The 13,148-nt window shown below is 66.9% G+C and carries 12 protein-coding genes and 1 pseudogene; 2 read left to right on the top strand and 11 right to left on the bottom strand.

Features of this window, described 5'->3' with window-relative positions:
- Positions 1 to 111: 111 nt before the first annotated feature.
- The 11 genes from AAFF32_RS17920 to AAFF32_RS17870 form a co-directional block, all read right to left on the bottom strand.
- Positions 112 to 621, bottom strand: coding sequence for a DUF2271 domain-containing protein (locus AAFF32_RS17920; RefSeq protein ID WP_342315921.1), 510 nt, complete (start codon positions 619 to 621; stop codon positions 112 to 114).
- Positions 622 to 652: 31 nt separating this feature from the next.
- Entirely contained in the window at positions 653 to 1,297 is a 645-nt protein-coding gene (locus AAFF32_RS17915) for a PepSY-associated TM helix domain-containing protein (RefSeq protein WP_342315920.1), read from the bottom strand.
- A 7-nt stretch (positions 1,298 to 1,304) separates the two neighbouring features.
- Positions 1,305 to 1,991: a Fe2+-dependent dioxygenase gene (locus AAFF32_RS17910; protein WP_216963324.1), complete on the bottom strand. Its 687-nt coding sequence runs from the start codon at positions 1,989 to 1,991 to the stop codon at positions 1,305 to 1,307.
- 63 nt (positions 1,992 to 2,054) lie between these two features.
- The gene (locus AAFF32_RS17905) at positions 2,055 to 4,397 is read right to left on the bottom strand and encodes a TonB-dependent receptor (RefSeq protein WP_342315919.1); all 2,343 of its coding nucleotides are present in this window, start codon (positions 4,395 to 4,397) and stop codon (positions 2,055 to 2,057) included.
- A gap of 366 nt (positions 4,398 to 4,763) precedes the next feature.
- On the bottom strand, positions 4,764 to 5,090 hold the full coding sequence (locus tag AAFF32_RS17900; protein ID WP_216963318.1) for a non-heme iron oxygenase ferredoxin subunit: 327 nt from the start codon (positions 5,088 to 5,090) through the stop codon (positions 4,764 to 4,766).
- A complete protein-coding gene (locus AAFF32_RS17895) occupies positions 5,087 to 5,641 on the bottom strand; it encodes a GNAT family N-acetyltransferase (protein ID WP_216963315.1) in 555 nt (184 codons plus the stop codon). Before AAFF32_RS17895 ends, AAFF32_RS17900 begins: the two co-directional genes overlap by 4 nt.
- Positions 5,638 to 6,882, bottom strand: coding sequence for a cysteine desulfurase (locus tag AAFF32_RS17890; protein WP_216963312.1), 1,245 nt, complete (start codon positions 6,880 to 6,882; stop codon positions 5,638 to 5,640). The genes AAFF32_RS17895 and AAFF32_RS17890 overlap by 4 nt, the downstream gene beginning before the upstream one ends.
- Positions 6,883 to 6,893: 11 nt before the next feature.
- Positions 6,894 to 8,192 (bottom strand): Fe-S cluster assembly protein SufD, encoded by a 1,299-nt coding sequence (gene sufD / locus AAFF32_RS17885; RefSeq protein WP_342315918.1) that lies wholly within the window; start codon positions 8,190 to 8,192, stop codon positions 6,894 to 6,896.
- A gap of 1 nt (position 8,193) precedes the next feature.
- Positions 8,194 to 8,958, bottom strand: a complete 765-nt coding sequence (gene sufC / locus AAFF32_RS17880; RefSeq protein ID WP_216963304.1) for a Fe-S cluster assembly ATPase SufC — start codon at positions 8,956 to 8,958, stop codon at positions 8,194 to 8,196.
- Between the two features lie 52 nt (positions 8,959 to 9,010).
- Positions 9,011 to 10,459, bottom strand: coding sequence for a Fe-S cluster assembly protein SufB (gene sufB, locus AAFF32_RS17875; protein ID WP_342315917.1), 1,449 nt, complete (start codon positions 10,457 to 10,459; stop codon positions 9,011 to 9,013).
- Between the two features lie 16 nt (positions 10,460 to 10,475).
- A complete protein-coding gene (locus AAFF32_RS17870; RefSeq protein ID WP_216963298.1) occupies positions 10,476 to 10,925 on the bottom strand; it encodes an SUF system Fe-S cluster assembly regulator in 450 nt (149 codons plus the stop codon).
- A gap of 224 nt (positions 10,926 to 11,149) precedes the next feature.
- Between AAFF32_RS17870 and AAFF32_RS17865 the strand changes: the two are divergent.
- A pseudogene (locus AAFF32_RS17865) lies at positions 11,150 to 11,611 on the top strand (SET domain-containing protein-lysine N-methyltransferase); the annotation flags it as partial.
- Between the two features lie 504 nt (positions 11,612 to 12,115).
- Positions 12,116 to 12,928 carry a 3-hydroxybutyrate dehydrogenase gene (locus tag AAFF32_RS17860; RefSeq protein ID WP_216963293.1) on the top strand — a complete coding sequence of 271 codons (813 nt, stop codon included), beginning with the start codon at positions 12,116 to 12,118 and terminating at the stop codon, positions 12,926 to 12,928.
- The last annotated feature ends 220 nt before the right edge of the window (positions 12,929 to 13,148 follow it).

The following is a 13,148-nucleotide window of genomic DNA, read 5'->3' as shown; positions in this document are numbered from 1 at the left end:
TTCTGCCGTCATTCCCGCGAAGGCGGGGATCCATCGTTGCGCGAGTTCACGCCTCGCGTCGGGCGTGATGCGTCTTCGAGTTGGATCGCCTTCGCAGGGATGACAGCGGGATCAGGGCTTGCTGGCCAGCGTGACCAGGCCGAGTTCGGACGTGCCCTGCGCCTTGCCGGCGCTGGCGCCGCCCCAGGTGAAGGGAATCTTCAGCAGCTCGCGGCCGCCGACTTCGCGCGCGGCCTCCACGACCAGCGTGTACTCACCGGGCGGGAGCTTGCCCAGCTCCGGATGCTGGCTGCCGAACTTCAGCGCATGCGTGCCGACGGGGCGCGTCGGACCGGTCACGCCGTCCACCGGCACCTTCAGCGTGCGACCGCTGCGGCGCCACCACTGGCGCAGGTCGGGCAGCCACTTGGTGCCGGCGCCTTCGTTGGTGGCCTTCTGCTGGTACCACACGGCGAGGTTGGCCGCGGCCTTCTGGTCGGCGCCCTCGACCCAGATCGCCACGTACGGACGGTGGTATTCGGCGACGTTGAGCTGGGGGATCTGCACGTTGACGTCGATCTCGGCCGAGTAGGCCGGCAACGCGAGCAGTCCGCTCAGCGCGATGGTCAGTTGGACGCGCATGGAAACTCCCTTATTTTGAAAGTAAGCAGGTTCAGTGGATGAAGAGGAGGGCGAGCAACACCGGCAATGCGAGCCCGAGCGCGACATACGGCCAGGTCATGCGCCGCTGTCGCGCGTGCATCTGCAACAGGAACAGGCCCGTCACGCAGAACACCAGGCAGGCCAGCGCGAACACGTCGATGAACCAGCGCCACGCGGCACCGGCGTTGCGGCCTTTGTGCAGGTCGTTGAGGTAGGCGATCCAGCCGCGCCTGGTGCGCTCGTACTCCACCGCGCCGCTTTCGCGGTCGATGCTCAGCCATGCATCGCCGCCGGGACGCGGCAGCGACAGGTAGATCTCCTCGCTCGACCATTCCGCCGGCTGCGCGCCGATCGACACCGGCAGCACGTCGTTGAGCCAGTCGCTGACCGTGCCCGGCAGCGGCGCGTTGCCGTCCTCACGCTTGCCCAGCGCACGCAACACCGAAGCCGGCATCTCGACCTTGCGCGTGAGCGTGTCCGGCTTCGCCTCGATCGCGGCCGAATGGTTCAACGTGATGCCGGTGATGGCGAACAGCAGCATGCCGATCAGGCAGATGGCGGAGCTGATCCAGTGCCAGGAATGCAGCGTGCGCAGCCAGAAGCCACGGCGCTGCTGCTGCGCGACCAGATCCTGCGGTGCGGAAGAAGGACCCACGCGCGCCTCAGGGCTCGGCCCAGCGGCGCAGCAGGTTGTGGTAGATGCCGGTGAGCTGCACGAGCGACGGATGCTCCGGCACGTCCTGGGTCAGGCGGCGGATCGAGACGTCGAGCTCGAACATCAGCCGACGTTGCGCATCCTCGCGCAGCAGGCTCTGGATCCAGAAGAACGACGCCACGCGCTCGCCGCGCGTGACCGGCGTGACCTTGTGCAGGCTAGTGCCCGGGTAGAGCACCATGTCGCCGGCCGCCAGCTTCACGCGCTGCACGCCGTAGGTGTCCTCGATGATGAGTTCGCCGCCGTCGTAATCGTCCGGATCGCTGAGGAACAGCGTGGCCGAAAGATCGGTACGGATGGGATCGGCACCGCCGCGGCTGCGGTCGTAGCGGATCGCGTTGTCGACGTGGAAACCGAACGACTGCCCGCCGCCGTAACGGTTGAACAGCGGCGGATAGATCCGCTGCGGCAGCGCCGCGGAGAAGAACGTGGTGTTGCGCGCCAGCGCCTCGAGGATCAGCCCGCCCAACTCGCGCGCCACCGGATCGTTCTCCGGCAGCTGCGCGTTGTCCTTGGCCATCGCCGACTGGTGGCCGGCGGTGATGCGGCCGTCGGCCCAGCCGGCCTGCCGCAGGCGGTCCCGGCAATGGGCCACCTGTTCGGCGGTGAGGACTTGCGGAACCTGCAGCAGCATCGGGCATTCCTTCATGCGAGCGCCCGGCGGGGCCGGGCGTCGCGTGGCCTGGGTGAAGCGTGATTAGAACCTGTAGGTGGCCATCAGCACCACCGAGCGCGCATCGCCGGGCGTCGCCCAGCCGTTGTTGCGGATGCGCGTGTAGTACTCCTTGTCGAACAGGTTGTTGACATTGAGCTGCAGCGCGAAGCGCTCGTTGATGTCGTAGCCGACCATCGCACGGTGCGTGGTGAAGCCCTTCACCTCGGCGATGTTGGCACCGTTGCCGGTGTAGACGTCGTAGTTGCTCATGTACGTCACGCCGTAGCCGAAGGTCCACTGCTGCAGGTCGTACGTGGTCCACAGGCTGCCCGAGCGCTCCGGCGTGCCGGTGATCGGCAGGCCCTTGAGCGGATCGGGATTGGCGGGCGTGTTGGCGCAGGCGGTCGACGGATGGGCGCGGCAGAAGTCGGACACGCCCTGCAGCACTTCGCTGTCGAGCCAGGTCACGTTGGCGAAGATCGACCAGTCATGGGTGAGGCGCCCGGCCGCGCCGAGCGTGACACCGTCGACGCGCGCCTTGCCGTCCAGCTGCTGCTCGCCGGTCGGATTGTCCGGATTGCCCGGGTCGGCGACCTTGTAGTCCTCGCGCTCGTTGCGGAACACCGCGCCGGTCAGCGCCAGGCGGTTGTTGATGTCCCACTTGCCGCCGAATTCCATGTTGACCGCGGTTTCCGGATCGACATTGCAATTGGCCGTGCCGGTGGCGCCGGTGGTCGAACTGACCGGGGTGCACGTGCCGTTGACCGACGCCTTCGACGGCGTCTTGCTGTCGGAGTACGACAGATACAGGCTGGCGTTCTCGACCGGCTTGAAGACCAGGCCCGCGCGGTAGGAGAACAGATCGTCCTTGTTTTCGCCCACGGTCACGGCCGTGGGGCGGCCCAGCAGCGGGCTGCCGGCGGTCGTGTTGTACGTGTACGAAACGGTGTCGCCTTCATTGTGCTCGTAGCGGGCGCCGAGGTTCAACATCCACTGGTCGTTGAACTCCAGCGTGTCGAACACGTAGATGGCCTGGTTATCGAGCTTGCCTTCACTCGTGCTGCTGCGGATGTAGTTGATCGGCCCGAGGTAGGTCGAATCCGGGTTGGGCAACGACATCAGCGGCAACGGCACGATCGTCCCGTTGGCGGTGCGCAGCACGTTGCCGGTGTCGAGGTCGAAGTTCTCCTGCGAGATCGACACGCCCGTCACCAGCGAGTGCTTCACCGAGCCGGTCTGGAAGCGCGTGGTCAGGTCGGTCTGGCTGATCGCGATGGTGTTGCGCGTGTCGCGCGTGTTGCCGCGCGGACCCGTTGGCTGGTACATGTCCGGCGGAACCCGGACCAGCGCACCGTTGACCGTGACCGAGCAGGCGCCGCCCGCCGGATTGGTTCCATTCGCCAGGCACCACGTGCCCTGTGGCGGATTGACAATGCTCAGCTGCTCGACCTGCTGGTAGCGCGCCAGGCTGCGCAGCGTGGTGTTCTCGCTGAAGTCGTGCTCGAACACGCCGGTCACCATGTCGATGTCGATCTTCTGGCGGTCGACGTTGTGGTAGCCGTAGTAGTTGCTCGGATCCACGCCCGGCAGCGGCCCGCCGAACGCGCTGAAGAACGGCACGCCGTACTGCGGGATGTTGTCGTCGCTCTGGTGGAAGTAGCTGGCGGTGAAGCGCGTGTCCTCGTCCAGGCCGAACGCGACCGACGGCGCGAAGCCCCAGCGCTCGAAGGTCTCGCGGTCGCGGCCCGGGGCGTCGTTCTGGTGCACCATCGCGTTGACGCGCACGGCGGTGCCGTTGTCCAGGTCCGTGTTGCTGTCCACCGTGAGGCGGCCGAAGCTGTCGGTGCCCGCACCCGCCTGCAGCACGGTGAAGTCGCCGCTGCGTGCGACCTTGCTGACCAGGTTGATGTTGCCGCCCACCGAGCCTGCGCCCGAGTACACCGAGTTGGCGCCGTTGATCAGTTCGACGGCGTCCAGGTTGAAGTTGTCGGTGCGCGTGTATTGCGCGCTGTCGCGAACGCCGTCGGTGGTGATGTCGCTGTTGGCGTTGAAGCCGCGCAGCGTGATGCTGTCGCCGTAACCGCCGCCGCCTTCGCCCGCGCCGAAGGTGATGCCCGGCAGGGTGCTGAGCACGTCGCGTAGGCCGATCAGGTTCTGCTGGTCCATCACGTCACGGGTGACCACGGTGATGGTCTGCGGCGTGTCGAGCAGCGGCTGCGTGTACTTCACCGAAGAGGGCTTCTCGACGTACTCGCCGTGGACTTCGATTTTGTCCAGGTTGCGCGCGTCGGCAGCCTCGCCGGCCGGATCGGCCAGAACGGGAGCGGCGATCGCGAGGGCAAGGGCGCCGGTGAGCGGCGAGACGACGAACTTCCTGTTGTGCATGGGAATCCCTGGGGGAGAGGTCAGGCGGCACGGCCGCGGTTCGGCGTTGAATGGTAATGAGAGGGATTCTCATTTGCAACGAAAAGTGAACGCGCCCGGACGAGCGGCACCTTCAAAGCGCCTCACCGGCCGGAACCGACCGGCATGGCACAGCCCATGAAACAAGGAGAAAACGAAGGCGCACGCGCCCGCGGAGGGCCGTGATCGAAAGAAGAAGTCGCTCCGCCTTGGCGCGGGCGCGTCGCGCAATCCGGCCCGGTGCCTGGTTGCGCCATTCCGCCAGGGGCCGCGTGCGCGGCACAGGAAGACAACGGGCCTGGCCCATCGGGCCGGAGCAGATTCAACCCTGCGTGGCAGGGCTATGGATCAGCCGCGATCGTCCCGCGTCCAGATCCCGACGTCGTCGACCTTCACCGGAAACTTCAGCACGGGCTCGTAAGCGGGCGCGCAAAGTGCGCGCCCATCGCGCACGTCGAACTTCGCTCCGTGCAGGACGCATTCGATCGTGGCCTCGTCGCCGTCGTAATTGCCGGCGGACAACTCGAAGTCCTCGTGCGAGCACTTGTCCTCGAGCGCGTAGTAATCGCCGTCGTAGTTGACGACGAGGATCGGTGTATCGCCGTCCCAGGCCACGGTGCGCTCACCAGGGAGCAGTTGCGATGTGGCGCAGACGAAGACCCAGTTGTCGCTCACAGCGACTTCTCCAGCACCTCGAAACGCAGGTCGTCGCGCTTGGGAACGCCGAAGCGCTCGTCGCCGTACGGAAAGGGCTTCTTGATGCCGGTGCGGCGATAGCCACGGCGCTCGTAGAACGCGATGAGCTCGTCACGGATGTCGATGACGGTCATGCGCATCGCCGGCAACGACCAGTCTTCGCGAACCAGGCGCTCGGCCTCGGTGATGACCTGCTTGCCGATGCCGCCGCCCTGCTGCGTGGGCGACACGGAGAACATGCCGAAGTAGCCCGCGCCGTTCTCCTCGGCTACATGTGCGCAGGCGATCAGCTCTGCATCCGCACGCTCGGCGATCAGGATGACGCTGCGCGGACGATCGATGCACGCCTGGATATCGTCCGGGCCGGTACGGCGGCCGCCGAGCATGTCCGCCTCGGTCGTCCAGCCCTGCTTGCTCACGTCGCCACGGTAGGCCGATTCCACGAGCGCGACCAGCGCATCGATGTCGGCATGTGTGGCGTTGCGGAATTTCAGGCCGGGCCGTGCCGGCGTATCGACAGTGGTGTTCATGCGAGCAGTTTACGCACCTTGCGCAGGGCGGTAACGAAGGCTTCGATTTCTTCGTGTGTGTTGTAGAAGGCGAGGGACGCGCGGCATGTCGCCGGCACGCCGAAATGCTGCATCAGCGGATGCGCGCAATGGTGGCCGGAACGGATCGCCACGCCCTCCAGGTCGAGCAGTGTCGCCAGGTCGTGCGCGTGCGCGCCCTCGATCAGAAAGCTCACCACCGCGGCCTTCTCGCGCGCCTGGCCGAAGATGCGTAGGCCCTCGACGGAAGAAACCGCTTCGTTGAAGTGGGCCAGCAATTCCTGCTCGCGCGTCTCGACGTTGTGCATGCCCAGCGTCGAGAGATAGTCGACCGCGGCGCCGAGTCCGACGAAGCCGGCGATGTTCGGCGTGCCGGCCTCGAACTTATGCGGCGGGTCGTTGAATACCGTGCCCTCGAAGCGCACTTCCTTGATCATCTCGCCGCCGCCGATGAAGGGCGGCATCGCGGCCAGATGCTCGCGGCGTGCCCACAGCGCGCCGGTGCCGGTGGGGCCGGACATCTTGTGCCCGGTGACGGCATAGAAGTCGCAGCCGATGGACGCGATGTCGAGCGCGCGATGCGGCGCGGCCTGTGAGCCGTCGATGGCGGTGACGATGCCGCGCTTGCGGGCCTCGCGGCAGATCTCGCGAACGGGATTCACCGTGCCCAGCACGTTCGACACGTGCGTGAGCGAGAGCAGTTTCACTTCCGGAGTGAGCAGCGAATACAGCTGCGCAAGATCCAGTTCGCCGCGCTCGTCGATCTCCGCGACCTTGATCGTCGCGCCCGTGCGTTGTGCGACCAACTGCCACGGCACGATGTTGGCGTGGTGCTCCATCCGCGTGAGCACGATCGCATCGCCCGGCTGCAGGCGCGGCAGTGCCCACGAGTAGGCGACGAGATTCAGCGCGAACGTGGTGCCGCTGCACAGCACGAGTTCGTCGCCGCGCACGTTGAGGAACTTCGCCAGCTTCGTGCGCGCGCCCTCGTAGGCTTCGGTCGCTTCGGTGCCCAGCGCATGCACCGCGCGGCTGACGTTGGCGTTGTGGCGGCGATAGAAGTCATCGACCGCTTCGATCACGCTTTCGGGCTTCTGTCCGGTATTGGCCGAGTCGAAGTAGATCAGCGGCTTGCCGTGGACCTGGCGCGTGAGCAGCGGGAAATCCGCGCGGACGCGGGCCCAGTCGATGGCGGACGCGGATTCGGCGGCGGGCAGGTTCATGCGTGCTCCAGTCAGACGGTGCCCAGTCGGGCCAGCGCGGTGTCGAGGCGGGCTTCCAGTGCGGCGCGCAGGGCGTCGCCCGGTGCGAACACGGCCAGCGTTTCGCGGCAGAAGGCTGCGGTCAGCAGCGAGCGCGCCTGTTCGGCCGGCAACCCGCGGCTGCGCAGGTAGAACAGCGCGGTCGTATCGAGCTGGCCGACGGTGGCGCCGTGCGCGGCCTGCACTTCGTCGGCGTGGATCTCCAGCACGGGCTGGCTGTCGATCTCGGCGCCTTCGCTGAGCAGCAGGTTCTTGTTCGACAGGTTCGCGGCGGTGCCGTCGGCGCCTTCGCGGATCAGGATGCCGCCGTGGAAGGCCGCCTTGGAGCGGCCCGCCGCCATGCCGCGCCAAGTGAGGTCGCATGCCGTGTCGCGACCGACGTGGTCGATGCCCAGCCGCGTGTCGAGGTGACGCTTGCCGGACGCGAGCAGCACACCGTTGGCGTGCAGGCGTGCGCCGTTGCCGTGCAGCGCGGCGTTGAGCTCATGGCGCGACAGGCCCGCACCGAGCTCGAGGTCGAGCCGATGGTAGGCCGCATCCTTGGCGAGCACGGCGTCGCTGCGTGCCATCAGCGTCGCGCCGGCGCCTTCGTCCTGGACGCGTGCGTGACGCAGCACCGCGTTCGTGCCCAGGTGGACATGCATCAGGCTGTTGGCGAGGTGCTGGTGCGCATCCGTTGCGATGTGATGCTCGACGACGGCCAGCGACGCACCGTCGCGCAGCTCGATCAGATGGCGCAGGTGCCAGGCCTCGTCGGCCTGCGCCGGAGCGCCGATGAAGACGAGGTGGATCGGCGTATCCATCCGCGCGTTCGCGTGAGCGCGCAGCACGACGCCGTCATCGGCGAGTGCGGCGTTGAGGCGCGCGAAGATTTCGTCGGCGCGGTCGAAGCGGCGGGCGAGGAAGTTCGCTTCACGCGGCTCGCCTTCGATCAGCACGCGCGAGAGCGGCTGAAGCGTCACACCGGCAGGCAAGCCGGAAAGATCGCTGTGCGCGGCGTCGAAGCGGCCGTTGACGAAGACCATGCGCGGGCCGGGAATCGCCGCCAGCAATGCGTCATCGAACGTCGGAATGCCTGCCGGCGCCACTACGAACGCACGGCGTTCCAGCGAGCGCAGCGGCGTGTATTTCCACGCTTCCACCCGCGCGTGCGGAATTCCGTCACGCAGGACGGCATCGAGCGCGGCGCGGCGGCTGGCGCCCAGGCCGGCGGCATCGCGCGCGGCGAGCGAATCGAAGGCAGTCGCGAAGGAGTCGAGCAAGGCGCTCATGTCAGGCACTCGCCGCCGGAGTGATGCGCTCCTTCACCCACGCGTAGCCGTGCTGCTCCAGCTCCAGCGCGAGTTCCGGCCCGCCGGTCTCGACGATGCGGCCGTCGGCCAGCACGTGCACCTCGTCGGGCCTGATGTAGTCGAGCAGGCGCTGGTAATGCGTGATGACGAGGAAGGCGCGATCGGGCGAACGCAGCGCGTTCACGCCGTCGGCGACGGCCTTGAGCGCATCGATGTCCAGGCCCGAGTCGGTCTCGTCCAGGATTGCCAGCTTCGGTTCCAGCAGCGCGAGCTGGAAGATCTCGTTGCGCTTCTTCTCGCCGCCGGAGAAGCCTTCGTTGACGCCGCGGTGCAGGAGTTCGTCCTTCAGGTGCAGCACGGCGAGCTTCTCGCGCACGAGCTTGAGGAACTGCATCGAGTCCAGTTCCTTCTCGCCGCGCGCCTTGCGCTGGGCGTTGAGCGCCGAGCGCAGGAAGTAGGTGTTGTTCACGCCGGGAATTTCGACCGGGTACTGGAACGCCAGGAACACGCCGCCGGCGGCGCGCTCTTCCGGCTCCAGCGCCAGCAGGTCACGGCCTTCGAACGTCACGCTCCCGGCCGTCACCTCGTAGCCTTCGCGACCGGCGAGGACGTTGCCCAGCGTGGACTTGCCCGCGCCGTTGGGGCCCATGATGGCGTGCACCTTGCCCGGCTCGAGTTCGAGCGAGAGACCCTTGAGGATCTCCTTGCCGGCGACGGTGACGTGGAGGTTTTCGATCTTCAGCATGTTCGTTTCCGAGTTGTTCTTGAACCCTTCTCCTGCAAGCGGGAGAAGGGGATTACCCGACGGAGCCTTCCAGGCTCACTTCCAGCAGCTTCTTCGCTTCCACCGCGAACTCCATCGGCAGTTCGCGGAAGACGCTTTTGCAGAAGCCGTCGACAATCATCGACACCGCGTCTTCCTCGCCGATGCCGCGCGAGCGGCAGTAGAACAGCTGGTCTTCGCTGATCTTCGAGGTGGTCGCTTCGTGCTCGACGGTGGCCGTCGGGTGCTTCACTTCGATGTACGGGAAGGTGTGCGCGCCGCACTTCTTGCCGATCAGCAGGCTGTCGCACTGCGTATGGTTGCGCGCGCCTTCGGCGCCACCCATCACCTTCACCAGGCCGCGATAGGTGTTCTGGCCGCGACCGGCGCTGATGCCCTTGCTGATGATCTTGCTCTTGGTGCGCTTGCCGACGTGGATCATCTTGGTGCCGGTGTCGGCCTGCTGGCGGTGGTGCGTCAGCGCGACGGAGTAGAACTCGCCGACCGAGTCGTCGCCCAGCAGCACGCAGGACGGGTACTTCCAGGTGATGGCCGAACCGGTCTCCACCTGCGTCCAGCTGATCTTGCTGCGCGCGCCGCGGCATTCGCCGCGCTTGGTCACGAAGTTGTAGATGCCGCCGACGCCGTTCTCGTCGCCGGGGTACCAGTTCTGCACGGTCGAATACTTGATCTCCGCATCGTCCAGCGCGACGAGTTCCACCACGGCCGCGTGCAGCTGGTTCTCGTCGCGCATCGGCGCGGTGCAGCCTTCCAGGTAGGAAACGTAGCTGCCTTCCTCGGCGACGATCAGCGTGCGCTCGAACTGGCCGGTGCCCATCGCGTTGATGCGGAAGTAGGTGCTCAGCTCCATCGGGCAACGCACGCCCTTGGGGATGAACACGAAGCTGCCGTCGGAGAACACGGTCGAGTTCAGCGCGGCGAAGTAGTTGTCGCCGGTGGGCACGACGGTGCCGAGGTACTTCTTCACCAGTTCCGGGTGCTCGTGCAGCGCCTCGGAGAGCGAGCAGAAGATGACGCCCTTCTCGGCCAGTTCCTTGCGGAAGGTCGTGCCGACGGAGACCGAGTCGAACACCGCGTCCACCGCGACACCGGCCAGCTTGGCGCGCTCGTGCAGCGGCACGCCGAGTTTCTCGTAGGTGTCGAGCAGCTCCTGCGGCACCTCGTCCAGCGAGGCGTACTTGGCCTTCGGCGCGGAGTAGTAGCTCACTGCCTGCAGGTCGATTGGCGCGATGTTGAGCTTGGCCCAGTGCGGCATCGGCATCGTCAGGAAATGCCGGTACGCCGCCAGGCGCCACTCGGTCATCCACTCCGGCTCGTTCTTCTTCGCCGAGAGCGCGCGGATGACGTCCTCGTTGAGGCCGGGCGGCAGGCTGTCGGATTCGATGTCCGTGACGAAGCCGGCCTCGTACTTGCGGCCGAGCTGCTCGTGGATCTCGCGGTTTTCTAGGATTTCGGTGGCCATGGGGGCTGCCTACTCGTCAAGCCAGGCGCAGGTCGATCTGCCTGCCGGGTGGTTCATTGGGTGGGGGCGGGGTGAGCATCTGCGCCAGGGTCACCCCGCGCAGCGCCTCCACCACCACATCGTTGATGCGCCGCCAGTTGGCGCGCACGCCGCAGGACTGCTCCAGGCCGCAATTACCCGTGTGGACGCTGCACTCGGTCATGCCCAGCGGCCCTTCCATGGCTTCGACAATCTCGATCAGGCCGATGTCATCGGCCGGACGCGCCAGGCGGTAGCCGCCGTTCGCGCCGCGGAAGCCTTCCACCAGGCCGGCCTGCGCCAGCGGCTTGAGGACCTTGGCCACGGTCGTGGCCTCCAGGCCCGCGCGCTCGGCGAGTTCCGAGGCGCTGAGCACGGAATCTTCGCCGTGGGCGAGGACGGTCATGACGACCGTGGCGTAGTCGGTGAGCTTGGTGACGCGGAGCATGGGGGTGGGGAAGTTCAATCCGTACCGGAATTGTACGGTTTCGCGCCGCCGCGGCCAAGGGTGCTGGAAAGCGCATCCGGTTCAGGTTCGCCGGAGGGGCACGGTACCGAACCGGCGCGAACGTGCGGGCATCGCGTCGCATCTTCGTCTTCGTGACACAGTCGCGATGGCGATGTCGCGCCGATCCGTACAGAATGTCCGCTTTCCCAGATCCGGATTCCCGCATGCCGCGCAAGATCGTCGCCCGTCGTTCCGCCATCCACGGCAACGGTGTCTTCGCCGTCGCCCCGATCGCCAAGGGCGAGCGCGTCGTCGAATACAAGGGCCGTCGCCGCACGCACGCGCAGGTAGACGCCGACGCCGCCGGGGACATCGATTCCGGCCATACGTTCCTGTTCACGCTGAACGATGAATACGTCATCGACGCGAACTACGAAGGCGGCACTGCACGCTGGATCAACCACAGCTGCTCGCCCAACTGCGAGGCCGTGCTGGAAGAAGACGACGGCGACGACCGCACCCGCGATCGCGTGTTCATCGAGGCGATCCGCGAGATCAAGCCGGGCGAGGAGCTGTCGTACAACTACGGCATCACCCTGGACGAGAAGCACACCCCGGAGCTGAAGAAGATCTGGGAATGCCGCTGCGGTTCGCGCAACTGCACCGGCACGATGCTCCAGCCGAAGACCCCGGCGAAGAAAAAGCCCGCCAAGGCCGCCAAGTCGAAGAAGGCCGGCGCCAAGAAGAGCGGTGCCAAGAAGGCTGAAAAGGCCGGCGCCAAGAAGGCCGGTGCGAAGAAGGGCGCAAAGAAGGCAGCCAAGCGCTGAAGCCTGGGCCGCGCTGGCACGACGCACGACAGTCAGCGCGGCACGTCGCCGCGTCCGTCATCCGGTGAAAGCCGGGCCCCGGGCGTTCGAACGCTCCTAGGCAGTGTCGTCATCCCCGCGAAGGCGGGGATCCAACGCTCGGAAGCGGGACGGCATGAGTCCAGCGTGATATCGCACAGGCCTGGATAGTGCCGCCGTTCGGCGGCCCAACAGACCCCGCCTTCGCGGGAACGACGGCTGAGAGCGAATCGCCGCGTCATACCCGTCCCGTACCATCGGGCAATGGCGGCGCCGGCCGGGCGCCGACACACTGCGTCGCGCGCCGTCGAGCGCGTTCCGGTTCGCATCGCACAGGAGTCACGCATGAGCCCCCAGCCCCGCGCCCTCGAAGGCCAGACCGCGCTGATCACCGGTGCCGCCAGCGGCATCGGCAAGGAAATCGCCTTCGAACTCGCCCGCGCCGGCGCGCATGTGGTGATCGCCGACCTCAACGTGCAGGGCGCGCAGGCGGTCGCCAGCGAGATCGAAGCGGCCGGCGGCAAGGCGCTGGGCGTCGCCATGGACGTGACCGACGAAGCCGCCGTCAACGAAGGCGTGGCGCGCGCGACGGAGGCTTTCGGCGGCGTGGACATCCTCGTCTCCAATGCCGGCATCCAGATCGTCAATCCCATCGAGCAGTTCGCCCATGCCGACTGGAAGAAGATGCTGGCGATCCACCTCGACGGCGCCTTCCTGACCACGAAAGCCGTGCTGCCGCACATGTACGGCAAGAAGCCCGATGGCAGCAGCCGCGGCGGCACCGTCATCTACATGGGCTCGGTGCACTCGCACCTGGCTTCGCCTCTGAAGTCGGCCTACGTGACCGCCAAGCACGGCCTGCTGGGGCTGTCGCGCACGCTCGCCAAGGAAGGGGCGAAGCACGGCGTGCGCAGCCACGTCGTCTGCCCCGGTTTTGTGCGCACGCCGCTGGTGGACAAGCAGATTCCCGAGCAAGCCAGGGAGCTGGGCATCAGCGAGGCCGACGTCGTCAGCAAGGTGATGCTGGGCAACACGGTCGACGGCATCTTCACCACCGTGGAGGACGTGGCCCGCACGGTGCGCTTCCTCGCCGAATTCCCGACCGCCGCATTCACCGGCCAGAGCTTCGTCGTCAGCCACGGCTGGCACATGCAGTAACGGTCCCACGCGCGACGGGTCCGTACTGTCGTGATGCACCGCGGAGCGAAAGGGTTGCCATGACTCACGCCACTGCGTAGCGTGCGCTCCGCCCGCTAGTCTGCGCGTCGCCCGGCATGGTGACGTGCGCGGGCCAGCATGAAGCTGAACCTCCAGCACGGAACGCCGGCCGGCGACCCGCTAACGCGGTGCCGGGAGCGCGCCGGCTGGCCACATGGAC

This window comes from Lysobacter sp. FW306-1B-D06B, from assembly GCF_038446665.1.
Classification (GTDB): domain Bacteria; phylum Pseudomonadota; class Gammaproteobacteria; order Xanthomonadales; family Xanthomonadaceae; genus Lysobacter_J.
Note: the sequence above shows the minus strand (reverse complement) of the source record. Positions and strands in the feature narration are given on the sequence as shown.

Excerpts from the sequence above, each read along its gene's own strand:
- AAFF32_RS17870 (WP_216963298.1), bottom strand. The coding sequence starts at position 10,925 with ATGCTCCGCGTCACCAAGCTCACCGACTACGCCACGGTCGTCATGACC.
- AAFF32_RS17920 (WP_342315921.1), bottom strand. The coding sequence starts at position 621 with ATGCGCGTCCAACTGACCATCGCGCTGAGCGGACTGCTCGCGTTGCCG.
- AAFF32_RS17910 (WP_216963324.1), bottom strand. The coding sequence starts at position 1,991 with ATGCTGCTGCAGGTTCCGCAAGTCCTCACCGCCGAACAGGTGGCCCAT.
- sufB (WP_342315917.1), bottom strand. The coding sequence starts at position 10,459 with ATGGCCACCGAAATCCTAGAAAACCGCGAGATCCACGAGCAGCTCGGC.
- AAFF32_RS17895 (WP_216963315.1), bottom strand. The coding sequence starts at position 5,641 with ATGAACACCACTGTCGATACGCCGGCACGGCCCGGCCTGAAATTCCGC.
- AAFF32_RS17905 (WP_342315919.1), bottom strand. The coding sequence starts at position 4,397 with ATGCACAACAGGAAGTTCGTCGTCTCGCCGCTCACCGGCGCCCTTGCC.
- sufC (WP_216963304.1), bottom strand. The coding sequence starts at position 8,958 with ATGCTGAAGATCGAAAACCTCCACGTCACCGTCGCCGGCAAGGAGATC.
- AAFF32_RS17860 (WP_216963293.1), top strand. The coding sequence starts at position 12,116 with ATGAGCCCCCAGCCCCGCGCCCTCGAAGGCCAGACCGCGCTGATCACC.
- sufD (WP_342315918.1), bottom strand. The coding sequence starts at position 8,192 with ATGAGCGCCTTGCTCGACTCCTTCGCGACTGCCTTCGATTCGCTCGCC.
- AAFF32_RS17890 (WP_216963312.1), bottom strand. The coding sequence starts at position 6,882 with ATGAACCTGCCCGCCGCCGAATCCGCGTCCGCCATCGACTGGGCCCGC.